This window comes from Pelobacter seleniigenes DSM 18267 (genome assembly GCF_000711225.1).
GTDB classification, from domain to species: domain Bacteria; phylum Desulfobacterota; class Desulfuromonadia; order Desulfuromonadales; family Geopsychrobacteraceae; genus Seleniibacterium; species Seleniibacterium seleniigenes.
Window position 1 is genome coordinate 2838847 of record NZ_JOMG01000002.1, and the last position, 22126, is coordinate 2860972.

General features: G+C 55.6%; 20 protein-coding genes. 10 read left to right on the forward strand and 10 right to left on the reverse strand.

Annotation, left to right across the window (positions count from 1 at the left end):
- Positions 1-23: 23 nt before the first annotated feature.
- The 3 genes from N909_RS24785 to N909_RS0115840 form a co-directional block, all read right to left on the reverse strand.
- Positions 24-2180, reverse strand: a complete 2157-nt coding sequence (locus N909_RS24785; RefSeq protein WP_051689821.1) for a hybrid sensor histidine kinase/response regulator — start codon at positions 2178-2180, stop codon at positions 24-26.
- Positions 2181-2462: 282 nt separating this feature from the next.
- Complete coding sequence (locus N909_RS0115835) at positions 2463-2786, reverse strand: hypothetical protein (RefSeq protein WP_029916858.1); 324 nt, start codon at positions 2784-2786, stop codon at positions 2463-2465.
- Between the two features lie 22 nt (positions 2787-2808).
- Positions 2809-3711, reverse strand: a complete 903-nt coding sequence (locus tag N909_RS0115840; RefSeq protein WP_029916860.1) for an NAD(P)-dependent oxidoreductase — start codon at positions 3709-3711, stop codon at positions 2809-2811.
- A gap of 254 nt (positions 3712-3965) precedes the next feature.
- On the opposite strand from N909_RS0115840, the gene N909_RS0115845 reads away from it, so the two are divergent.
- The gene (locus N909_RS0115845; RefSeq protein ID WP_029916862.1) at positions 3966-4913 is read left to right on the forward strand and encodes a 2-hydroxyacid dehydrogenase; all 948 of its coding nucleotides are present in this window, start codon (positions 3966-3968) and stop codon (positions 4911-4913) included.
- 56 nt (positions 4914-4969) lie between these two features.
- On the opposite strand, the gene N909_RS0115850 is transcribed toward N909_RS0115845, so the two are convergent.
- On the reverse strand, positions 4970-5977 hold the full coding sequence (locus N909_RS0115850) for a LacI family DNA-binding transcriptional regulator (protein ID WP_051689899.1): 1008 nt from the start codon (positions 5975-5977) through the stop codon (positions 4970-4972).
- A gap of 549 nt (positions 5978-6526) precedes the next feature.
- Between N909_RS0115850 and N909_RS0115855 the strand changes: the two genes are divergently transcribed.
- A complete protein-coding gene (locus N909_RS0115855) occupies positions 6527-7396 on the forward strand; it encodes an NAD(P)-dependent oxidoreductase (protein ID WP_029916866.1) in 870 nt (289 codons plus the stop codon).
- 191 nt (positions 7397-7587) lie between these two features.
- On the forward strand, positions 7588-8037 hold the full coding sequence (locus tag N909_RS0115860) for a NanQ anomerase/TabA/YiaL family protein (protein WP_029916868.1): 450 nt from the start codon (positions 7588-7590) through the stop codon (positions 8035-8037).
- Between the two features lie 37 nt (positions 8038-8074).
- Here the strand turns inward: N909_RS0115860 and N909_RS0115865 are convergent, their stop codons facing one another.
- The 3 genes from N909_RS0115865 to N909_RS0115875 are packed head-to-tail and all read right to left on the reverse strand — an operon-like array spanning position 8075 to position 11155.
- Positions 8075-8755: a response regulator gene (locus tag N909_RS0115865; RefSeq protein ID WP_029916870.1), complete on the reverse strand. Its 681-nt coding sequence runs from the start codon at positions 8753-8755 to the stop codon at positions 8075-8077.
- Position 8756: 1 nt separating this feature from the next.
- Positions 8757-10382, reverse strand: a complete 1626-nt coding sequence (locus tag N909_RS0115870) for an ATP-binding protein (protein WP_051689822.1) — start codon at positions 10380-10382, stop codon at positions 8757-8759.
- Positions 10383-10441: 59 nt separating this feature from the next.
- On the reverse strand, positions 10442-11155 hold the full coding sequence (locus tag N909_RS0115875) for an IclR family transcriptional regulator (protein ID WP_051689823.1): 714 nt from the start codon (positions 11153-11155) through the stop codon (positions 10442-10444).
- A gap of 157 nt (positions 11156-11312) precedes the next feature.
- Here N909_RS0115875 and N909_RS0115880 point away from each other — a divergent pair, with 157 nt between their 5' ends.
- From N909_RS0115880 to N909_RS0115910, 7 genes are all read left to right on the forward strand, one after another.
- Entirely contained in the window at positions 11313-12515 is a 1203-nt protein-coding gene (locus tag N909_RS0115880; protein WP_029916875.1) for a CoA transferase, read from the forward strand.
- 3 nt (positions 12516-12518) lie between these two features.
- Entirely contained in the window at positions 12519-13340 is an 822-nt protein-coding gene (locus tag N909_RS0115885) for a citryl-CoA lyase (protein ID WP_029916877.1), read from the forward strand.
- A gap of 12 nt (positions 13341-13352) precedes the next feature.
- A complete protein-coding gene (locus tag N909_RS0115890; RefSeq protein ID WP_029916879.1) occupies positions 13353-13847 on the forward strand; it encodes an AbrB family transcriptional regulator in 495 nt (164 codons plus the stop codon).
- Between the two features lie 278 nt (positions 13848-14125).
- The gene (locus N909_RS0115895) at positions 14126-15106 is read left to right on the forward strand and encodes a Bug family tripartite tricarboxylate transporter substrate binding protein (RefSeq protein WP_029916881.1); all 981 of its coding nucleotides are present in this window, start codon (positions 14126-14128) and stop codon (positions 15104-15106) included.
- Positions 15103-15540 carry a tripartite tricarboxylate transporter TctB family protein gene (locus N909_RS0115900; RefSeq protein ID WP_029916883.1) on the forward strand — a complete coding sequence of 146 codons (438 nt, stop codon included), beginning with the start codon at positions 15103-15105 and terminating at the stop codon, positions 15538-15540. Before N909_RS0115895 ends, N909_RS0115900 begins: the two co-directional genes overlap by 4 nt.
- Positions 15541-17061 (forward strand): tripartite tricarboxylate transporter permease, encoded by a 1521-nt coding sequence (locus tag N909_RS0115905; RefSeq protein ID WP_029916885.1) that lies wholly within the window; start codon positions 15541-15543, stop codon positions 17059-17061.
- 311 nt (positions 17062-17372) lie between these two features.
- On the forward strand, positions 17373-18398 hold the full coding sequence (locus N909_RS0115910; RefSeq protein WP_029916887.1) for a type I glyceraldehyde-3-phosphate dehydrogenase: 1026 nt from the start codon (positions 17373-17375) through the stop codon (positions 18396-18398).
- Between the two features lie 122 nt (positions 18399-18520).
- On the opposite strand, the gene N909_RS0115915 is transcribed toward N909_RS0115910, so the two are convergent.
- Genes N909_RS0115915 through N909_RS0115925 form a run of 3 tightly spaced genes read right to left on the reverse strand, consistent with a single transcriptional unit; the run spans position 18521 to position 21887 of the window.
- On the reverse strand, positions 18521-19978 hold the full coding sequence (locus N909_RS0115915) for a pyridoxal-phosphate dependent enzyme (protein WP_029916889.1): 1458 nt from the start codon (positions 19976-19978) through the stop codon (positions 18521-18523).
- A 13-nt stretch (positions 19979-19991) separates the two neighbouring features.
- Positions 19992-21167 (reverse strand): threonine synthase, encoded by a 1176-nt coding sequence (locus tag N909_RS0115920; RefSeq protein WP_029916891.1) that lies wholly within the window; start codon positions 21165-21167, stop codon positions 19992-19994.
- Between the two features lie 36 nt (positions 21168-21203).
- Complete coding sequence (locus N909_RS0115925) at positions 21204-21887, reverse strand: helix-turn-helix transcriptional regulator (RefSeq protein WP_029916892.1); 684 nt, start codon at positions 21885-21887, stop codon at positions 21204-21206.
- Positions 21888-22126: the final 239 nt, after the last annotated feature.

The window sequence follows — 22126 nt, forward strand, 5'->3', positions numbered from 1 at the left end:
GCCTTCCAGCTGCCGCGGCTTTTTTATTCGTGGACGGCCAGGGCGGTGCGGATTTTACGACCGAGTTCCTGACCGGAAAAAGGTTTCTGGATAAAATTGATCCCCGGTTCAAGCACCCCGTGATGGGCAATTGCATTGGCGGTGTAGCCCGACATATACAAGACTTTCAGCTGCGGGCAGATGTCCAGCAGTTGCTGCGCCAGGTCACGGCCATTCAACTCCGGCATGATGATGTCAGTCATGAGTAAGGCGATGGAATCTTTGTACTGTCGAGCCAATTGCCGAGCTTGTTCCGCGGTCGCTGCGGTGAGAACGCGGTAATCCATCGCTTCAAGTTGGATGCGGAGCAGGTTCAGGATCTCGCTTTCATCTTCGACAACCAAAATGGTTTCCCCTCCTGGTGATGCAACGGGGTTCTCCGTTTGCCGGGCGGGGTGGCTTAGCTCTGCTCGCTGGCGGGGCAGATAAATCCGGAACGTGCTCCCTCGGCCAACCTCACTGCAGACATGAATAAATCCCCGATTCTGCCGAACGATCCCGTAAACAGTCGCCAAGCCCAGGCCGGTGCCGCCAGTCTTGTTTTTGGTGGTAAAGAACGGCTCGAAAATTTTATTCCTGGTGGCATGATCCATGCCGCTGCCATCATCACTAACCGAGAGGACGACAAAATCGCCGGGGGAAAAGTCGATATGGTGGCGGCAATAGTCATCGTCGATGCTGACCGTGGTTGTTTCAATGGTCAGCTGACCGGCTCCTGAAATGGCGTCGCGGGCGTTGATGCAGAGGTTGATCAGGATCTGATCGAGTTGGGTCGGGTCTATCTTGACCGGCCAGAGTTGCCCGCCCGGGTTCCATATCAGCTCGATATTTTCTCCGATCAGCCGTTGCAGCATGCTCAGCATGTTCTGGAGGGATCTGTTCAGATCGAGGATTTGCGGAGCAACTGTCTGGCGGCGGGCGAAACCGAGCAGCTGGCGAGTCATCTCCGTTGAGCGGGTCGCGGCAGCGCTGATCTGTTGCAACTGCTGGTAAAGCGGGTCCTGAGGAGAGAGCTGACGCAGGGCCAGTTCGGTATGGCCGAGGATAACGCTGAGCATATTATTGAAATCATGGGCAATGCCGCCGGCCAGCTGGCCGATGGATTCGATCTTGAGTGATTGGCGCAGCTGTTCTTCAATATTGCGTTGCTCGGTCAGGTCCAGGCCATAAATCCAGTTCTGCATTCCAATGGGCTGGAAACCCCATAAAATGGTCTTTTTCGAACCGTCCTTGCAGGTAACCTGGGTTTCCATGGGTTCGAAATCGGCTTTGGTATCATGGGCTTTCTGCACCCTTTGTGACCACTCTTTAGACACCTGTCGCCGGTATTCGGGGTCTGGATAGGCCTGGTTCCACCACTGCCGGGCCGACTTCACATCTTCCTGGGAATAGCCGAACAGGCGGGTGAAGGTCGGATTGACATATTCCGCTTCTTCATCAATTCCTTTCAGCATGTAGATGGCCAGCGGTGAGGTATCGGCCAGAGCCTTGAACTTTGCCTCGCTGGCTTTAAGGGCCTCTTCGGCCTGTTTGAGGCCGGTAATGTCACGGCCGACTCCAACGATGGCCTCGACATGACCGGTAGAGTCAATTATGGAACGGTCTGACCAGGCCAGCCAGCGCCAGCCCTGGGCTGTCAACGCCCGCTGTTCAAGATAGGCCTGGTAGGGCTCCTGCCAAAGGGCGGCCATTTTCCGGGCGGTATCTTCCCGATCATCTTCATGAACAAGGGGCATGAATGTTTGCCCGAGCAACTGCTGTTCGGTTTTTCCAAACAGTTTGCAATAAGTTGGGCTGACATAGAGAAACCTGCCTTCGGGATCAACCTTGACAACCAGGTCATTCTGATTTTCCACCAGCAACCGATAGCGCTCCTCATTGGCTGCGGAGGCCTGCTGGTGCTTGCGGGCGATCGCCAGGCTCCTCCTGACCAGAACAAAGATGAGCAGCGAACTGAGGCTGACAAAGGCGGTCCCTTTCAGGGACTGGAGGTGGGTAATGACGTCGGGCTCTTGGGAAAACAGCAGAAGAATACGATCCCCGGCCAAAATCCAGAATATTGAAAAGCCAAAATAGATCAGGGCAATAAGCGCAGCCGAGCTGAACGGCGATGGCGGAGTCGAGCTACGATTGCTTGTCATGAATAGCATCTCATTGCGGAAGATGGTAGTAGCGTTGCTCCAGGCTCAAACAAAGAAGAGAAATTCTAATTGTTTGTTAACGTCCGGTTAGTTCAATCGACTTTTTGAATCGGCTGGACGATCGCCGCTGCAAGATAACCTGCATGCACTAACACGGCGAAACAATATGGGTAATTTAGCAGAGATTGGGAAAATAACAAGAAAGAATCCGGCAACCGGGAAGCTGTTGGGCGCTCGGAAGGAGTCCCGGTGGCCGCTGTTGGTCGGGCCACCGGGGGAGGGTTAATCGGTCAGTTTTTTATAGATATAGTGATAATGCTGTCCATCAAACAGGTCTTCCAGGGCTCGTGAAGCCTCGACCGCTTCGTCACGGACAGTTGATGAGAGGGCGTCCTCAATCGCTTCCCGGCTTGGATAGTCGATCTGCTGGACCAGGACGACTCCTGGCGCGGCGGGATCTTTTGCTTCGGTGCGGAACAGGCGGACATCCAACACATGGGGCATGCGTTTCCAGATCGGCAACAGGCGCTGTTCAATAACGGCAAAAAATTCCTCTTCTTTGCCCGGCCGAATCCGGCCTTCAAAAATTGCGCTACGTGTGTACATGGCCTCTTCCCTTGGTCCTTGTTTATTCGGTCGGCTCGTCGGCCGGGCCGTTGAAGAATTTCATCAGCGCGGCGTTGTCGTTGTCGCCTTTGCCGGCGGCAACAAACAGGCGGTGGATTTCCGTGGTCAGGCTGGTCAGCGGCATGGCAACGCGGTTTTTGGCGGCGAACGACTGCACGGCTTCCATGTCCTTGAGCATATTGGCCAGGCTTCCGGTCGGCGAATAATCATGGCGACCCATTTTGGCCATGAATTCCTGCAGCAGACTGGAATCCGCCCGCCCTCCGGCCAGGGCGGCAGGGATCATCGAAACGTCAACACCGCCTTTCAAGGCCAGTTGGGTGGCTTCCGCAATGGCTTGAAAACCGATGGCGCAGAGCACCTGGTTGACCAGTTTGGTCGCCTGTCCGGCACCTGAAGGGCCCATCAACGTGAAGTTGCCGCAGAGATGCTGCATGACCGTCCGCGCTTTTTCAAAGTCCTCTTGCCGGCCACCGGCCATGACCGCCAGCTTGCCGAGCAGGGCCTTTGGGGCGCCGCCGGAGAGGGGGCAATCGACCCAGGGCATGGCGTATTCGGACAGCAGCCTGGCGGCCATCTCTTTGGTCGATTCCGGATCGATGGATGACATGTCGATAAGCAGTTTATCGGCGCTGGCCGCAGTGGCGACACCCGCTGTGCCAAAGACCGCGCTGTTGACGATGGCGGCATTATTCAGCGACAGGATAATGAACTCGGCCTGCCCGGCGGCGTCAGCGGGGGAGGTGGCGGCAACGGCCCCGCGCGTGACCATGGCTTGTACCTTGTGGGGATCAAGATCGAAAACGCTGACCCGCAGCCCGCATTCAAGCAGCCGGGTCGTGATGGCTGTGCCCATGATTCCGACACCGATCACACTGACACGTGGAGATGATTTCTGGCTCATTGGTTCCTCCGGTTCTGATGTGTTGAGTCAATAATGACACTATTCGAGTCTAACAGTTTAGCGTGATCAGCCCGTTCTGACAGGCCTGCTGCAACAAAAAAGCTGATCCGCCTCTTCAGTCGTTGTTTTGGTCTGCCGAGGCCGGCAACTATTGACTTGCATTTCAATATGTTATCGATAACAATACGAATGGGTCTTCCCCTTGTCAAGATTTATCTCAGCGCGTTAATGACTTACAAAATGGAGGTTTTCCTTTGGCTAAGATCGATATTCTACAGATGGGGCCGTACCCCTCCTGGGACATTGAACTGTTGGAAAAATCGTTTCAGCTTCATCCCTATTTCGAGGCTGATGATAAAGCGGCTTTTATCGCCGAGCGGGCTGACGTTATTCGTGGAATTGCCACCCGGGGCGAACTGGGAGCGAGTCGGGAGCTGATTGACGCGCTGCCTCAGCTTGAAGTTATTTCCGTATACGGGGTCGGCTATGACGCTGTCGACCTGGACGCGGCCAGAGCGCGGGGGATTCGAGTGACCAATACCCCGGATGTGCTGACCAAGGATGTCGCCGATCTCGGTATCGCCATGATGCTGGCCGGTGCTCGTGGGGTGATTGGCGCAGAGCAATGGGTGCGTAGCGGCAACTGGGGCAAACAGGGGCTCTATCCTTTGCAGACCCAGGTGTCCGGAAAGCGGGTCGGAATCCTCGGGCTGGGCAGAATCGGTTATGAGGTGGCCAAGCGTTGTGCCGCTTTCGATATGGAGATTGCCTACTCTGATCTCGGACCCCGGGATTTTGCCAAGGATTGGACCTATATTGAAGATCCGGCTGAACTGGCAGCGCAAGCCGACTTTTTCTTCGTCACCCTCACCGGCGGGCCGGCGACCCGGCATATTGTCAGTGCGGCGGTGATCAAAGCGGTTGGGCCGCAGGGGATGATCATCAACATCTCCCGCGCTTCCAATATTGACGAAGCTGCTTTACTGGATGCTCTGGAAGACCACAGCCTCGGCTTTGCCGCCCTGGATGTGTTCGAAGGGGAGCCGCAGCTTGATCCAAGATTCCTGGCCCTGGACAATGTTTTACTGCAACCGCATCATGCCAGCGGTACGGTTGAAACCAGGAAAGCCATGGGGAGGTTGGTTTGTGAAAACCTGGAAGCCCATTTTGCCGGTCGGCCATTGCCGACCCCGGTGATCTGAAGCGGCGCAAGCCTGAACTTCCATCGGTTCATCTGCGCGGGGAGGGGCAGGAGTTGTTAACGAGCTCCGGTGCTTTCCCGCTCAATGACCGAATGAGGAATCCGTTCAACCCGGGGGGGCAGGGAGCGGCCCGCGGCTCTTTCTTCGAGGGCCTGCAGGAGCAGTTTTCCGGCCCGTTGACCGATGGCGTGGCCATTGACCGAAACGGTGGTAATGGACGGCCAGCAGAAGCGGGATATCTCGAAATTGCCGAATCCGGCGATGGCCAGTCGTTCCGGAACCGGCCAGCCGCGGCGGTGACATTCCATGATCGCGCCAAAGGCCGAAGGGTCCGAAACGCAGACCACCGCCTCCACCTCCGGCCATTCCTCCACCAGTTTGACCACGGCGGCCCCGCCCTGTTCAATGGAAATCGGCGGGTCGCCAATGGCAACCATATGGGCTTTGGGCAGGCCCAGGGCCTGGATCGCATGCTCATAGCCGCGGCGGCGTTCAATCCCGCGGAAGTCACCTTTTTCATTCCCGCCGATATAGCCGATATTCCGATACCCGGCCAGAACCAGTCTGGCGACCAGATTTTCCATGGTCTCGGCATTGGAAAACCCGACCACATGGTTGATGGGGTTGCTGGGCAAATCCCAGGTTTCAATGACCGGGATCGAGGTGTTTTGAAGGATTTTACGGGCCTTTGGGGTATGCTCGCCGCCGGTCAGGATCAGTCCTTCAGGTCGGCGCTGGAGCATGGTTTCGATCAGTTGCTCTTCGCGTTGCAGACTGTAGCCGGTATACCCCAGCAAGACCTGTTTGCCGGCCGGGTCCAGGGTATCGGTGATTCCAAGCAGGGTGTCGGAAAAATTGGAGTTGTTGACGGAGGGAATAATCACCGAAACAAAGCCGGTTTTTTGCGATGATAACGCACCGGCGGTCAGGTCCAGGACATAGCCGAGTTCCTCGACCGCTGCGATGATTCTTTCGTGGGTCTTTTTGGTGACCTGGCCGTTTCCTTTCAGGGCTCTGGAAACGGTCATGGTTGATACCCCCGCCCGGCGGGCAACATCAGCCATGGTCGGATTGCGTTTAATCGATGCCACAGCGATCCTCTTTCTTCTATTTGGTTTTCATCCGGAAACGGCCCTTTTCCGCTGTGGCGGTGTCAATCTGCGGGTTTTCTTGTGCGGCGTAAAGGACTACGCCTCCGCGCAACCCCTGGATTTCCTTACCACAACGAAAAATTGCTTATTTCCAATCTGAAAACTTAATGATTGTCATCCGGTGTTTCCGGATGACAACTATTTGGCCCAGGGGCAAGCTTGGCGAAGGAGTAAGATTAAATTATTCTTGTATATCTTGGTTGATTGGTCAAGAATTATCGATAACATCACCGGTTCCGTGGACGGGGCAGTGCCGACCTTATTGGCGCTTGGCTGTTGCAGGGCTACATGTCGTTGGCCAACTGCCTGTTCGGGACATCAACAGGATATTGAAACATGGCCTGCAGAGCAATCCCCGGTGGTATTTTAACAAGTCGCGCAATGGACTGTTTCGGCAACCTGTGAGCGCTGCCATCCGGTCAGCTGTGCAGTTTTGAAACCATAGCGAAGGAGATCGAACATATGCTACAGAACGGCTCTAAAGTGGCCCTGCTCGGAACCGGTATCATGGGTTTTCAGATGGCGCGGCGCTTGTGCCAGGCGGGCTTTCCCCTCCAGGTCTGGAACCGCACCCGGGCCAAAGCTGCCCCGTTGGCCGAGTTCGGCGCCGAGGTCACCGACACGGCCCATGCGGCGGTTGCGGATGCAGAACTGGTCATTGCCATGCTGGCTGATTACGAGGCGGCTCGGGAGCTTTATTTTGAGCAGGATCTGCTCAGCGCCATTGGCAGCGGTCGCTACCTGGTCGATATGGCGACCTATGCGCCTGACGAAGCCCGGGAATTAGCCGCGGCCGCTGCGGCCAAAGGATTATTTTTCATCGATGCGCCGGTTTCCGGCGGAGAGCGAGGTGCGGCTGAAGGAACCTTGAGCATCATGGCCGGTGGTGAAGGGTCCGTTCTTGACGCGATCATGGCCGTGTTCGCTCCCCTGGGCCGAGTGACTCACGTCGGTCCGGTCGGCAGCGGCAGCGTGGCCAAGCTCTGTAACCAGATTATTGTCGGTGATACCGTACTCGCCGTTGCCGAAGCCCTTAATTTCGCCGCGCGCATGGGTGCCGACCCCAAGGCCGTGCATGCGGCGTTGCTGGGCGGTTTTGCCGATTCGGTGATTCTCAAGGAGCATGGCAAGCGGATGGTCGAAAGCGATTTCAAGCCTGGTGGCCCGGCCAAGTACATGCAGAAGATTCTCGTCACTGCGGCCCGGATCGCTGCAGAAAAAGATATCCCCCTGCCTCTGGCCAAGCAGTCCGGAGCGGCGTTTGATCGGATGTCGGAGGCCGGGCGGGGAGATCTCGATCTGAGCGGGGTCATCGAGGAACTGCGCCGCTAACGTGAGCGAGGCTCCAAATTTCCCTTGTTTTCGGCGGGCTGATACCGATAACATCCAGTTTTGCAAGCAACGTCCTCCCGGCATTTGGGGCGGACCTGGAGACGGGGCTCGCAAGGAACAAGCCGTTGTGCCGAAAGCCGCTCTGCTGGCGGTTGGTGCAACCTTTACACGTTTTGGAGAAAGGTGAGGTCATGGTATTTGATGTCATTGCAAATGCAGCACGCTATGAAGTGCTCAATAAAGGATTCAAGGCCGCGTTCGATTTTTTGCGCCGGCCTGATTTAAAAGAACTGGCACCCGGCGAGTATGAGCTGGCCGGGCGCAATGTGTATGCGTCGATTTCCAAGTCGCAGGGGCGTGAGGCTGCGGCCGCGAAAATCGAGACCCATCAGCGCTATATCGATATCCAGATGGTTCTGGGCGGGACTGACAACATGGGCTGGGCACCGGCTGCAAGCTGTCAGAGTTCCGATGATGGTTACGACGCTGACCGGGATCTGCAGTTTTTTAACGAACGGCCGCAAACCTGGCTGGTGGTTGAAGACGGCTCGTTTGCTGTGTTCTTTCCGGAGGACGCCCATCTGCCGCTGATCGGTGAGGGGATGATTCATAAAGTCGTGGTCAAGGTGGCGGTCGCGTAGGATTGATGATTGCCCGGACCGGTGCGGCCGGTCGGCTTCAGCTCGGAAAATATTTCCGTTCCGGCCGGCCGACCGCGCCGTAAATCAGTTCCGCTTGGAGCTGTCCCCCAGCAGTGAGGTATTCGAGGTAGCGCCGGGCCGTTGTCCGGCTTGCCCCGATCCGCTGGCCAACTTCTTCCGCACTTAACCCGCCGGGCAAAGGTTCGGCGAAAACATCGCTGATCTTTTTCAGGGTCAACGGATCGATCCCCTTCGGATATTCCGGTTCTCCCGGAGAGCTGTTCTTGTAAGGGTGCAGCAGCTGATCGATCTGGCGCTGGTTCAAGGTCGACTCAGCGCTCATGCGCAGCCGATGTTCCCGGAAGCTCTGCAGGGATTCCCGAAAGCGGGGGAACATCACCGGTTTGAGGATGTAATCAAACACTCCGCCGCGCATGGCGTTCTGCAGCGGCTCCAGCTCTTTGGCGGCGGTGATCAGAATAACGTCGGTGGCCTGCTGGCGGACGCGCAGGTTCCACAGGATATCCGTCCCCAGCCCTTCCGGAAAATAGAGGTCAAGGAGAATCAGGTCCGGCTTCAGCAACAGGGACATCTTTTCGGCGTCGTCCAGGCTTTCCGCAATACCGCAGACGCTGAACCCATCGATCTTTTGGATGAAATGATGGTGAATCTCGGCAATCTGAGGATCATCGTCAACAATGAGTACCTTGAGCTCCATGTTACATTTTCCTCTGTTTCGGAATGAACACACTGAACAGGGCGCCTCCCAATGCGCTGCTGTCGGTCAGGGTGATCTGGCCACCCAGATCACGCAGAGCCTTGTGCACCAGATACAGCCCCTGCCCTCGATCCGGGCGTTTGGTCGAGAAGCCGCGTTCGAAAATGAAGTGCGTTATCTCCTGGGGGACCCCTGAGCCGGAATCTTCGATCTCAAAGACCAGATCATTGCCGGCATCGATAAAGGACACCATCACCCGCGGCGGCGGGGAATTCTTGAGGGCGGCATCAAAGGCATTATCGATCAGATTTCCCAGAATTGTCAGTACTTTTTCTCTGTTCAACTCGGCTGGAACATCGATCAGCTGGCTATCCGGGTCGATGCTGAAATCGATCCGCAGCTCCTGGGCATGGTTGTATTTCCCAAGCAGAAAGGCCGCCAGGACCGGGTGCGGGACGGCCTTGGCCAGAAACGCGATCAACCCCTGGTAGCCGGCGGATTCACGACTGATCAGCTCCAGGGCTGCTTTGTGGTGGCCGATCTGGATCAGGCCGGCGATGGTGTGCAGCTTATTGGAATATTCATGGGTCTGGGCGCGGAGCAGTTCGGAATATTCCTTCACCTGGGAGAGCTGACGGGCCAGAATGTCCATGGCGTCTTTGCTGCGGAAACTCGCCACCGCGCCGATGATCAGATCGTGTTCGTACATCGGCACCGTGTTGATAATCAGCGCCCGGTCGTTGACGATCAGTTCCCGGTCGACGCGCTGTTCCCCGCCTTCAAGGATCCTGCTCAGTTTTGCCCCCGGCAGGACTTTGCTGATATGCTGGCCGATGACCTGGTCTTCCATAACATTGCCGAGGATTTCCAGGGCCTGTTGGTTGGTAACCGTGACTTTGGCCTCGCGGTCGATGGCGACAATTCCTTCCCTGATCGATTCGATGATGGTCGCACGTTCGGTGAACATTCTGGCGATCTGCTCGGGTTCCAGACCGAAAATTGCCTTTTTGAACCAGCTCGAGATGCTAATCGCGCCCATGGTTCCCAGCAACAGTAAGACTCCCACCAGCAAGCTGACTTTGGATTGCCGGGTATGGACAATGGCGCGCACGTCCTCCTGCAAATAACCGACCGAAACGATACCGATAATGTCGCCGCTTTTATTGAAGATGGGGGCTTTGCCCCGGATCGAGGGGCCGAGGCTGCCGACCGCTTTGGAGACATAGAATTTGCCTTGTTCCAAGGCGGGAGCATTGTCCCCACCGACCATGCGTTTGCCCAGGCGGTTTGGAATCGGGTGTGAAAAACGGATGCTGTCGCGGTTGCCGATCACGATAAATTCGGCCCCGGTCTGTTTCCGGATGTGCTCCGCCAGGGTTTGCAGGGTGCCGTCCGGATGGGGCTTGGTAATATGTTCGCGGACCAGTGGGATCTGGGCAACCGTCCTGGCAACATCCAGCGCCCGTCGGCCGATCTGTTCTTCGAGAACCTCTCCGATGGTGACTGTGTACATGCCGCCGGCGACCAGGGTCAGGGTCAGCACCAGCAGGCAGACCAGTAAAATCATCCTGGCTTTGAGGTTGGCGGAAAAACGGTTGCTCAACGGAACAACGAATCTGAAACCCATAACCTGCTCATCGGTTTGAACGGGATTGTTCAGTCAGTGATTGATAAAGTAGCTGCTGTTTACCTGGTGCTGTTACTCATTTCTCTTAGCGGGAGCGGATCCAGGCGTCCCGCCAATTCTGCGGCTTTCTGCTGCAAAGCCAAAGCACACTCCCGGCGGCGCTGTTCATCAAACCGCGAAATCAGTCCGGAGGTTGCCAGAACGGCCAGGATATGGCCGTCTCCATCGAGAATCGGCACGGCGACCGAAGCAACTTCCGGATCGCGTTCTCCCAACGATGTATACCAGCCTTGTTTGCGGATCGTGTCGTAAGGCTCGCCCGGTTCACCGTTATAGGCAAGCAGAATGCGTCCGGCCGCCCCTTTGTCGAGGGGCAGACGAAGGCCTTCCTCAAGCTGATGGCGGATCGCGCGGTTGGCGTTGGCGCGATACAGACAGATCCGCTTGTTGCCGCTGTGGGTATAGAAGGCAACCGATTCATTGAACTGATCCCGCAGCTCTTCAATGACCGGCCGGACCACAGAGCTGATGTCGAAACTCCTCCGGGCGATATCACCGAGGCTGATGACCGCAGTCCCCAGGCGGAACCGGCCATCGACCTGTCGGGTCAGATAGCCGTAGCGTTCCAGGGATGAGGCCAGTCTGAGGATTGTACTCTTATAAAAGCCGGTTGCCTCGGAAATTTGTTTGAGGCTGACCACCGGGGCGTTTTCCGAAAAACAGTTGAGGATTTCCAGCGCTCTTTCAACAGCTTCGACGCGATCTTGCGGCATGGTTCATGATCTCCTTGTAGATAAATATTCTGTAGAATAGAACACAATTCTTTTTAATGCAATATTGACTTGAGTTTGGTTGAATATTCTGTATAGTGGAAAACGATTCTGCTTGAAATAACTTTATGTCTGTTGTTTGCATTCAGGAGCCCTCATGCTGTGCCGACCTTTAGAAAAAATTCGTGTTATTGATCTGACCAATGTTCTGTCCGGTCCTTTCTGTGGGCATCTGCTTGCCCATATGGGCGCCGATGTCATCAAGGTTGAAGTCCCCGGTTCAGGTGATCTGGCCCGCCAGTTGGGCGCCAGTCCGGAGCTGAATAAAAAAAAGATGGGCGTTTCGTTTCTGGCCCAGAATGCCGGGAAACGATCCATAACCATCAACCTGAAAAGTGAAAAAGGTAAAAGCCTGTTCAAGAAGCTGATCGCCGGCGCCGATGTTCTGGTGGAGAATTTTCGCCCAGGCGTGATGGACCGTCTCGGACTGGGTTTTGATGAATTGAAACAGGTGAACAGCCGCCTGGTGTTTTGCGCCATTTCCGGTTTCGGCGCGACCGGCCCGCTCTGTCATCAACCGGCTTACGATCAGATCATTCAGGGGTTGTCAGGGGTGATGAGTATTACCGGCGACAGTGCTTCGGCTCCGTTGCGGGTTGGCTATCCGGTGGCCGATACCGTTGGTGGCATGAGCGCGGCATTTGCCATCACCTCGGTGTTGGCGGGGCGCGGCCGGGCAGGAGATGAGGCTGTTTTCATCGACGTGTCGATGCTTTCCTCCATCATGTCGACTATGGGCTGGGTGGTGTCCAATTACCTGATTGCCGGCAAAGAGCCACAACCCATGGGGAACGACAACTTCACCGCTAGCCCGTCGGGCACATTTCGTACCGGCAACGGCCTGCTCAACATCGCGGCCAACAAACAGGAACAGTTTGAAACCCTGTGTCGGCTGGTTGGCAAGCCGGAGTGGGTTGCGGATCCGCGGTTCTGCGAGCGGCAGGTGCGCTTGCAAAATCGCCAGGACCTGAAAGAATTACTGGAGCGCCAACTGGCGGGAAAATCCGCTGCCGAGTGGGAACGGGAATTGAACCGGGCGGGGGTGCCGGCCGGGCAGGTGTTGACCGTCCCCCAAGCGTTGAGCCATCCCCATTTAAGTAGTCGCGGGGTGATTGGGCGCTTTGATGATGTTCCGGAGGTTGGCGAGGTGGATATTTTCCGGCCCGGCTTCCGACTGAACGGTGTCGCTCCTCAGGTCGCCACACCGCCGCCGTTGCTCGGGCAGCATACGGATGAAATTTTGGGCAAAATGGGGTTGTCTGCGCAGGACATTGCTGATTTGCGAGCAGAAAGGGTGATTTGATTTATGGGAGAGGACAGAGTTCAGGATAGGGCGGTCAGCGATTGGTGGCAGACGGATATCGTCGAGATGCAGCCGGGAATGATTCGGTTCAGAGGATATCCGATTGAAGAACTAATCGGCAATATCTCTTTTCCGCAGATGATCTGGCTGATGCTGCGCGGCGAGTTGCCCGATCCGGCGGCGGTGAAGCTGCTTGATACCGCGTTGATGTCGGCAGTCGATCATGGCCCCCAGGCTCCGAGTATCGCCATTGCCCGCATGGCTTCGACCTGTGGCCTCGGGCTCAATGGTGCCATGGCATCAGCGGTCAATGTCCTGGGCGATGTGCACGGCGGAGCTGGCGAGCAGGCCATTGAAATGTATCTGAAGATACAGCGGGCCATGGATGAGGGCGCGCCCTTAGACCAGGCCGCTGAAGTGGTCATTGCCGACCTGCTGGCCCAGGGCATCTTCGCCCCGGGCTTTGGCCATCGTTTCCACCCGATTGATCCGCGTTCTCCGCGTTTGCTTGAACTGGTCGATGAAGCGGCTGCGCAAGGGGTTGTTTCCGGCCGCTTTGCCGAGATCGGCCGCGCTGTCGAGGCGGCGTTGCTCAGGCTCAAAGGGAAGCGAATCCCGATGAATATCGACGGTGCCACCGCGGTGATTTATGCGGAACTCGGTTTTGAACCGAAGCTGGCCAGGGGCCTGTTCTGTCTGTCGCGTTCGGTGGGGATACTTGCCCACGCCTGGGAGCAGACTCAGCAGGGCGGGCGGAACAAAGGACCGATTCCGCGTGATTATCTCTGGACCTACGGCGGTTCACCCTTACGTCATCTGGAATAGGGGAGCGCGGTGATGGAACGGATATTACTGGTTATCCTGGCTGGTACCGGCGGCGGGCTGCTGGCCCAACGGATGCATTTCCCGGGTGGTGCCATTGTCGGAGCCATGCTCGGTTCCGGGCTTGCCGCAATTATTATCCCCGGCCGTTTTGTGATTCCCGGTCATATCTCCACGCTGATCCAGATTACCCTCGGGATCACCCTGGGGATGAGTTTCGATCGTTCCAGTCTGGAGTTGATCCCCAAGATCATCCCCCTGGCCATGGTCAGTACCTTTATCCTGGTGATCCTGACCATCTTCATGGCCTACGTTGCGCAGCGCCTCGGGATTGTCGATTCCGCAACAGCGTTATTCGGCTTGTCTCCGGGCGGGATGTCGGGGATGAGTTTGATGGCCCAAAGTGAAGGGTATCGGACCGATATTGTCGCGATGTTACATACCTTCAGGATTTTTACCCTGTTCCTGGTTGTCCCCCTGCTAAGCCGTATTATCGGCAGGTTGTTCTGACGGGTCCCCCCCCGTGAACAGTATGAACAGAATGTCCAGAATGAATGAAAAAAATATTATGGCACAATTGTTTACAGTGTTTTATTGCCGCGTTAATCTTTGTGTTTGTGGGATAATTGTAACCTGACAGGACGAATAAAAAATTCAGGATCACAGCGGCAAGATCGATTGACAAGCTTCAGATGTTCCAGGTGGTATTTCGTTGTTGGATTCAGTTCCCGCTTCCCGGCAAGGGGAGCATTGGATGTCTAACCCGTTTTTATTTCTGGAGGTAAGTGATGAAAAGGCTTGCTGTATTACTTCTGCTGATTGTGGCTTATGGTGGGTTGACAACGCCTGTGTTTGCTTTTGATCCCGGCAATGTCGAATGTATTGCTCCGGCCAATCCCGGTGGCGGGTGGGACTTTACCTGTCGCCAGGTCGGCAAAACCCTTTACGATCTGAAACTGGTTCCCGGACCGGTCCAGGTGACCAATATGCCGGGGGCCAGCGGTGGCGTTGCCTTCGGTTATGTGGTCAGCAAACGGGATAACGACCCCAATCTGCTGGTGGCCGCCAGTACTTCGACGACGACCCGGTTGGCCCAGAACAAATTCCCGGGGATGGACAAGGACATGGTGAAATGGGTTGGGGCGCTCGGTGCTGATTATGGTGTTATTGCCGTGGCCAAAGATTCACCATTTAAAAACCTGGGCGACTTGATGGAGGCTCTGAAAACCGATCCCGCCAATGTGTCCATTGGCGGCGGCAGCGCAGTCGGCGGTTGGGACCATTTCAAAGTTCTGATTGCCGCCAAGGCTGCCGGGATGAAAGATCTGAGAAAAGTGAAATACATTGCTTTCCAGGGGGGCGGCGAGGCAATTACCCAGCTGCTTGGCGGCCATATCAAAGCCTTCTCTGGTGATATCAGTGAAGTTCAGGGGCATCTGGAATCCGGTGGTATTCGGGCCTTGGCCATCCTTTCCGAAGAGCGTCTGCCCGGCACTCTGAGTGACATTCCGACCGCCATCGAACAAGGTGTTCAGGCCCTTGGTCCCAACTGGCGCGGCTTCTATGTTCCCAAAGACATCTCCGCGGATGCTTATAACTATTGGGAAAATTCCATGGATACCCTCTACAAGTCTGCCGAGTGGAAACAGATCATGACCGACAACGGGCTCATGCCTTTCTTCAAAAAGGGCAAAGATTTCGATACGTTTGTGAATCAGCAGGTGTCCGATATTCGTGAACTGTCCAAAGAGCTCGGTATTGTCAAATGAGTGATCGGATTTTTGGCGCTCTCATGCTGCTGCTGGCAGCGACGTACAGTTGGACGGCCCGGGGTTTCGACCCCGGGTTCATGTCGGATCCTTTGGGACCGAGTACGTTTCCGTATCTGCTTGGGGCTGTCCTTGCGGTAACCGCGATTTATCTCCTGCTCCGTCCGGATGATTCCCCGCATTGGCCACCGGCAAAAATAATTCTGAAGATGATATTGGTTATCGCGGTGTTACTGGCTTATGCCGGATTGCTGGAATGGCTCGGCTTTATCATCGCAACGCTGCTGGCGGTAACGGTTCTCGGCCGGCAGCTTGGGGCCTCAATCAAAACGGCTGTGCTGACCGGGATCGGTGTCTCTCTGGTTGTCTTTGGATTATTTGATATTCTGCTTGAGCTGCCGCTTCCTTCCGGACTTCTGGGGAGAATACTATAAATGGAGACTTTAGGTTTTTTGATGCAGGGCTTTGAAGTCGCCCTGACTCCGCTTAATCTGGGGCTCGCCCTGCTGGGTGCTTTTCTGGGAACCATCATCGGTGCGTTACCTGGTCTGGGCCCTTCCAACGGGGTCGCTATTCTGATCCCGCTGGCATTCAGCTTGCGGTTACCGCCGGCGACAGCTTTGATCATGCTGACCAGCGTTTATTATGGCGCCATGTACGGCGGTCGGATCTCCAGTATTCTGTTGAATATTCCCGGCGACGAACCGGCCTTGATGACCACTCTGGACGGTTACCCCATGGCCAAGCAAGGCAAGGCCGGTGAAGCTCTTGCGATTTCGGCGGTCTCGTCCTTTGTCGGGGGGTTGATCGCCACCTTCGGACTGCTGTTGTTTGCCCCGTTACTGGCTAAATTTGCCCTGTTTTTCGGGCCCGCCGAGTATTTTGTCCTGTTTGTCCTGGCTTTTACCACCATCGGCGGGATCAGCAGCAAAAACCAATTCAAGTCGCTGCTGGCCGCTTCCATCGGTTTGATGATTTCAACCATCGGTCTTGATCCCGCCACCGGGGAGCCGCGTTATACCCTGAACCAGATGGAGCTGTTCGAAGGGGTCAATTTTCTGGTTGCCATCGTCGGCCTGTTCGCCATCAGCGAAATCCTCTTCTTTCTCGAAGACAGTCATGCCGGCACGACCGTCAAGGTCACGGTCAATAAGTTCAAGTTGAAGTGGAAAGAGCTGTTCAGCCTGACCTGGACCACCTTACGCAGCAGCGTGATCGGCTTTGTGGCAGGGGTGCTGCCCGGAGCCGGAGCATCTCTCGGCAGTTTCCTTTCCTACACCATTGAAAAACGGCTGGTCGATCATGACGGGACGTTCGGAACCGGGGATCCCCGCGGGGTTGCCGCTCCGGAAGCGGGCAACAATGCCGCTGCCGGGGGAGCCCTGGTGCCCATGCTGACCCTCGGGGTGCCGGGCAGCGGGACCACCGCCGTGTTGCTGGCCATGTTGATGTCGATGAATATCACGCCCGGTCCGCTGTTGTTTCAGCAGCACCCGGACGTGGTGTGGGGGCTGATCGCGGCTTTGTTTATCGGCAACTTTATGCTGTTGGTCCTGAACCTGCCGCTGGTCGGCTTTTTTGCCAAATTGCTGATGGTCCCTTCCCATGTGCTGATGCCGATTGTCGCCATCGTCGGCTTGATCGGGATCTATTCCATCAGTCACAGCCCATTCGACCTTTTTATGATGATCGCATTCGGCGTGGGCGGCTGGTTGTTGCGGAAACTTGACGTTCCGCTGGTGCCAATAATTCTGGGTATTCTGCTCGGTCAATTGATGGAGGATAATCTGCGCCGGGCCTTGAATATCAGTAACGGCGACTGGACGGTTTTGTGGCGCAGCCCCCTCTGTATCGGTTTGTGGCTGATGGCCATAACCGGTTTGGTGTTGCCGTTCTTCCTGGGAAAATTTTTCCGGGTTAAGCAGCGCGAAACAGAAGGAGATGTCCCGGATTAGTGATCCGTCGATTTTGAGGTAATAAAGCGGCAGAGTCCTGGGCTCTGCCGCTTTTTTTTAGGAAAAGAGTAGCCTCGGCCGGATTGTCTCTGTTGCGGTTGTTGCAAACAAGCTTGAATCTTTTGCCGGCCTTGGTTAGATTCCAACCCGGACGCACAGTTTCCGGCGCAGGCCTTGGGGGCGTTCGGGCTGCTGCTGGTGGTTATTTTGGGGCTGAAAAAATCGACCAGCGGGTGGTATTTTGGTTTTTTCAGGGTTACGGGACATGTTTCGTAATCAGCTGGAATCACAACTCAAAAACGGATAGGATGATGAGCTATCGGATTGCCATTAATGGTTATGGACGGATCGGACAAAGTGTTTTAAGAGCCCTGTACGGCAACCGGCAGGACAGTGGACTGAAGGTGGTTGCCATCAATGATCTGGCCGATCTGGATACCTTGACCTACCTGACCCAGTATGACACCACTCATGGCCGATTTCCGGTTCCAGTCCATAATGACGGCACGTTGATGTGGGTTGACGGAGACCCGATCCGGACTTTCAATCAGCTTGACCCAAGCCGGTTGCCGTGGGCGGAACTGGAGGTCGACCTGGTGATGGAGTGTAGCGGGAGCTATACGGATCGGGCTACAGCGGAAAAGCATATTCGGGCCGGGGCTGGCAAGCTGCTTTTTTCACAACCGGCCGCGGACGATATTGATGCCACCGTGGTCTATGGGTTTAATCACCAGATTCTGCGTGCTGAGCAGCGAATTGTTTCCAACGCATCCTGTACCACCAATTGTGTTGTTCCAATTCTGGATTTGCTGGATCGGGAATTCCATATTATCAGCGGGCTCAGCACGACAATCCATTCCGCCATGAACGATCAGCCGGTTATCGATCGTTATCACCGCAGCGATTTGCGCCTGACGCGCAGTGCCATGCATTCGATCATCCCGGTCAAAACCGGTCTGGCCCGGGGCATCACCAAATTTCTGCCCCACCTCGATGGCAAAATGGAGTGTCTGCATCTGCGCGTGCCAACCATCAATGTTTCCCTGATGGACCTGTCCATTCATGTGGAGAAAAATGTCGATATAGCGATGGTGAACAAGATCTTTGCAACGGCGGCTGAGACGGAGCTGAAAGGCCTGCTCGGCTACAGCGAGCAGCCCCATGCCTCCGTCGATTTCAATACCGATTCTCGGTCGGCAGTGGTGGATGGCACCCAGACTCGGGTCGGCAACGGAAACTTGATCAAAATGATGGTTTGGTTTGATAATGAATGGGCCTATGCCAGTCGCATGCTTGATGTTGCCCGTTACTGGTTGGCTCTGGAAACTGCCGGTTGAGATCGAACCGCCCGAACCTGGCTCTGCTCCCGCTGGGCCGTAGTTTTTATCGAAAGTCCCCGCCAATTTGGCGGGGACTTTTTTTGTCAACGATGTAAAGGCCTTTTGACTGCCGGACTTGTTTACAGGCCGACCCTGCTGTTGAAATCATTGATCAGTTCGTCGATTTCAGCGGCCTGGTTGAGGGTTTTGGTCCAGAAATTTTCATGATCGTACCACTGGGCGTTCAGCTCGCTCAGATCTTTGGCCTGTTGCTCGATCCAGGTGAAATATTTGAGGTTGTGAATAGCCTTCTTGTCGTAGTAGCTGAGCTCTTTAGTGTTGTCGTAGCTCAGGGAGTGCAGCAGTTCCAGGTCCCGCTCGGCGTTGGCTCCGCTGTATGCTCCTCTGGTCTGCTCAAGCTCCTTGATGCGTGAGCCGTACAGCTGCATGGAATCGGTGGCGATGGTGACCAGATAATCGTTTTCCGTCAGTTCGTTGTATTTGGCGAATTTGATCGCCGCAAGCATGTTGCCGATGCCGGAGATGCCGAGCAGGTCGAGCTGGTCGACCAGTTCTGGGGAGACGCCTTCTTTTTTGAGCAGGTCGCGCCCCTGGGTTTCGTTGAACAGGCGCAGGGTGCGGATGGCTTTTTCATCATCCACGGCAATCACGAAGTCGGTATCTTTGCAGTCATGAACCCAGGGTACATGTTTGTCGCCGATCCCTTCGATGCGATGGTCGCCAAAGCCGTTGCGCAGCAGGGTCGGGCATTCCAGGGCTTCAGCCACCGCGATCTGCAGTTTCGGGAACCTGGTCTTCAGGTAATAGCCCGCAGCCAGGGTGCCGCCGGAGCCGGAGGAAGAAATGTAGCCGGCAAAATTTTCCCCGGCGCCGAGGTAATGCTGGACCAGTTCCTCGATGGCGCTGCCGGTTACATTGTAGTGCCAGAGCGGATTGCCCATCTCATCAAACTGGTTGAAGATCTGTAAATTTTCCCCGGAATTGCGCAGCTCCCAGCATTTGTCGAAGATCTCCTTGACGTTCGATTCGCACCCCGGCGTGGCGATGACTTCGCCGGCGACGGTCTTCAGCCAGTCGAAGCGCTCCTGGGACATCTCCTCCGGGAGAATGGCGATGGCATGGTTGGCGAGCAGGGCTGAGATATAAGCGCCTCCGCGGCAGTAGTTGCCGGTCGACGGCCAGACCGCCTTGGTGGTCTGGGGATCGAACTGGCCGGACACCAGGCGTGGAATCAGGCAACCATAAGTTGCGCCGACCTTGTGCGCGCCGGTGGGGAACCATTTGCCGGACAGCACGATGATCTTGGCTTTGCAGCCGGTCAGCTCCGGCGGCAGAACAAAATGGTTGACGCCACCGTAAAGGCCGCCCGACTCTTTCTGCTCGTTCTTCCAGGTGATGCGGAACAGGTTGAGGGGGTTGACTTCCCAGAGGCCGACCGAGGTCAGCGCTTCCCTGATCTTGGCCGGGACTTTCTCCGGGTTCTTCATCATCTCGAAGGTCGGCAGCAGAATGCCTTTCTCCCGGCAGTAGGCTGCGTTCTTATCCCTGATGTCGTTATTGATTGCTAGATCGATCATTGCAACATTCTCCTTATAGAATTTCAGCAATTGATTTGATGGCTTGTTGTGGTGCGCTGATCCCTTGCAGGGCCGCTGCGACGTCTTTCAGGCCATTGCCGGTAGTGATGACGACGATGCGAGCCTCGCTCGGCAGTTGGTGCTGCTCCTGCAGGAAACCGGCATAGGCGGTGGCTCCGGCGGGTTCGGTAAAGAGGCCGCTGCTGCTGGCGAGTTCATGCTGGGCGCTGAGGATAGCCTCATCGCTCACCCGAATCACCCGGCCCTGATGGTCCTTCAGCAGCTTGCGGGCATGGTAGCCGTTTCTGGGCACATCCACGCAGATCGAGTCGGCGATAGTGTGGGTCGGAATATTCTCGAAACGGCCGGAATCCCAGGCCCGGTAAAGGGCGTCACTGGTGGCTGCCTGGACTGCGTAGACGACCGGCATTTTGTCGATGATGCCGAGCTGAAGCAGATCCTTGAACCCCTTGATGACCCCGGCGACGATACAGCCGTCACCGGCGGAAACGAAGACATAGTCCGGGGCCTGGCGCAACTGCTGAAAGATTTCCAGGGACACGGTTTTTTTTCCCTCGATGGTCATCGGGTTATAGGCGGTGTTGCGGTTCATGCCGCCTTTATTGCGCGAATACTCCAGGGAAAAATCATAGGCCAGGTCGTAATTGCCCTGTACCTTGTGAACCGTGGCGCCGTACTGCAGCGCCTGCACGATCTTGGCTTGTGGCGCTGCTTCGGGCAGGAAGATGGTGATCTTCTGCGCAGCTGCGGCACCGATCCCGGCCATGGATGAACCTGCATTTCCGGTCGAGGCGAGGACGATTTCGTTGATGTTGTGCTTTTTGGCAAAGGCTGAGACCAGGAAGGACGCCCGGTCCTTGAACGAAAAGGTCGGGTTGACGCCGTCATCCTTGATGTAGAGCTGAGCAAAGCCGGTCTTGTTACGCAGATTCCCGGGTTGCCACAGGGGGGTGTTGCCGACCGGGACGGGTGGGAAATACTCCTTTTCGACCGGCAGCAGATCGAACACGGAAAACTGAGCGCTGGCCGTGCCGGTCAGGTTAACTTCAAGGATGCCCCGAACCGGCTCGTCCGGCTGCTGGTGGCCGGAACAGGCCGGGCAGACCATGAGCTCCGGGCTGATCGCATGGCGGGCACCGCATTCGGTGCAGAGATAATCGAATGTCATGTTTTTTTCGTCTTTGGAAAAGTTATGAAGGCAGAGCTAATTGTTGTTGTCTTTCAGCTCCCGAATATAGCTGTAGATCGTATATTTCGATAATTTCAGCTCTTTGGCGACGAGCTGGACCGAGCCTTTGATGTCGAACAGACCTTTTTCATGCAGGCCGTAGACAATATATTTATTCTTTTCATGGTTCGGGATGTTGATGTTGGTACTGATATCAATCACCACGTCATTGACGGCATTATGGATCAACTCTTCAACGCTGTTGGCGCTGAGCTGCTCTTTGTTTTCCGTGCTCTGTAGGTTGTTCGGTCCGTGGAACAGGCTGAAGGTCGAGATGAATTCGGTCAGGGGGATGGTCATGTTGAAATTGATGCCAAGCAGGCCGATCGGCTTGTCTTTATTGACAATAACCGTAAACAGCGAGCGCATCGGTTCACCCTTGGCACTGCTGGTGGTGTAACAGGAGCGGTCCTGCTGCTTGTTGTCCAGATAGTCAAGGACGATCTGCGCCCCTTGCTCGGACAGCGGTGAACCGATTGTGCGGTTGGTGTGGTGGTTGTTGACAATTTTGATGATGGCGTGTTCCGGATCTTCAAAACTGTGCAGGGTGACTTCGCAATGGCTGCCTAAAAAAGCGGCGATTCCATCGACAATATCTTCATGAGCTGAGAGGATTTTTCGATCTGTTTCCGTCAGCTTGGTTTTGATTCTACTTAACATTGATTCGGTCCTTTGGCTCCTATGAAATTTTTTAGATAATATAAAAAAACTTGTAAGACTTCAACAAACAATACGCATTTCTCCCTGAACAGTTCGGATTGTTCCTTTTTCGGCCGACTCTTTTCCCCGCTTCCAGCCTCCTCTGGCAGAGTGTATGCCGTGGGCGAGAGGTTGCCTGCCTGGTGCTGCAGTAAGCTGGTCAATTAGCAGTAACTGCCCGTTTTTTAGGCACTGTGTTC

Coding starts and splice junctions, on each gene's coding strand:
- N909_RS0115870 (WP_051689822.1), bottom strand. CDS start 10,382: ATGGGTTTCAGATTCGTTGTTCCGTTGAGCAACCGTTTTTCCGCCAAC.
- N909_RS0115875 (WP_051689823.1), bottom strand. CDS start 11,155: ATGCCGCAAGATCGCGTCGAAGCTGTTGAAAGAGCGCTGGAAATCCTC.
- N909_RS0115890 (WP_029916879.1), top strand. CDS start 13,353: ATGGAACGGATATTACTGGTTATCCTGGCTGGTACCGGCGGCGGGCTG.
- N909_RS0115840 (WP_029916860.1), bottom strand. CDS start 3,711: ATGAGCCAGAAATCATCTCCACGTGTCAGTGTGATCGGTGTCGGAATC.
- N909_RS0115925 (WP_029916892.1), bottom strand. CDS start 21,887: ATGTTAAGTAGAATCAAAACCAAGCTGACGGAAACAGATCGAAAAATC.
- N909_RS0115910 (WP_029916887.1), top strand. CDS start 17,373: ATGAGCTATCGGATTGCCATTAATGGTTATGGACGGATCGGACAAAGT.
- N909_RS0115885 (WP_029916877.1), top strand. CDS start 12,519: ATGGGAGAGGACAGAGTTCAGGATAGGGCGGTCAGCGATTGGTGGCAG.
- N909_RS0115915 (WP_029916889.1), bottom strand. CDS start 19,978: ATGATCGATCTAGCAATCAATAACGACATCAGGGATAAGAACGCAGCC.
- N909_RS0115905 (WP_029916885.1), top strand. CDS start 15,541: ATGGAGACTTTAGGTTTTTTGATGCAGGGCTTTGAAGTCGCCCTGACT.
- N909_RS0115850 (WP_051689899.1), bottom strand. CDS start 5,977: ATGGCTGATGTTGCCCGCCGGGCGGGGGTATCAACCATGACCGTTTCC.
- N909_RS0115900 (WP_029916883.1), top strand. CDS start 15,103: ATGAGTGATCGGATTTTTGGCGCTCTCATGCTGCTGCTGGCAGCGACG.
- N909_RS0115855 (WP_029916866.1), top strand. CDS start 6,527: ATGCTACAGAACGGCTCTAAAGTGGCCCTGCTCGGAACCGGTATCATG.
- N909_RS0115860 (WP_029916868.1), top strand. CDS start 7,588: ATGGTATTTGATGTCATTGCAAATGCAGCACGCTATGAAGTGCTCAAT.
- N909_RS0115865 (WP_029916870.1), bottom strand. CDS start 8,755: ATGGAGCTCAAGGTACTCATTGTTGACGATGATCCTCAGATTGCCGAG.
- N909_RS0115920 (WP_029916891.1), bottom strand. CDS start 21,167: ATGACATTCGATTATCTCTGCACCGAATGCGGTGCCCGCCATGCGATC.
- N909_RS0115895 (WP_029916881.1), top strand. CDS start 14,126: ATGAAAAGGCTTGCTGTATTACTTCTGCTGATTGTGGCTTATGGTGGG.
- N909_RS0115835 (WP_029916858.1), bottom strand. CDS start 2,786: ATGTACACACGTAGCGCAATTTTTGAAGGCCGGATTCGGCCGGGCAAA.
- N909_RS24785 (WP_051689821.1), bottom strand. CDS start 2,180: ATGACAAGCAATCGTAGCTCGACTCCGCCATCGCCGTTCAGCTCGGCT.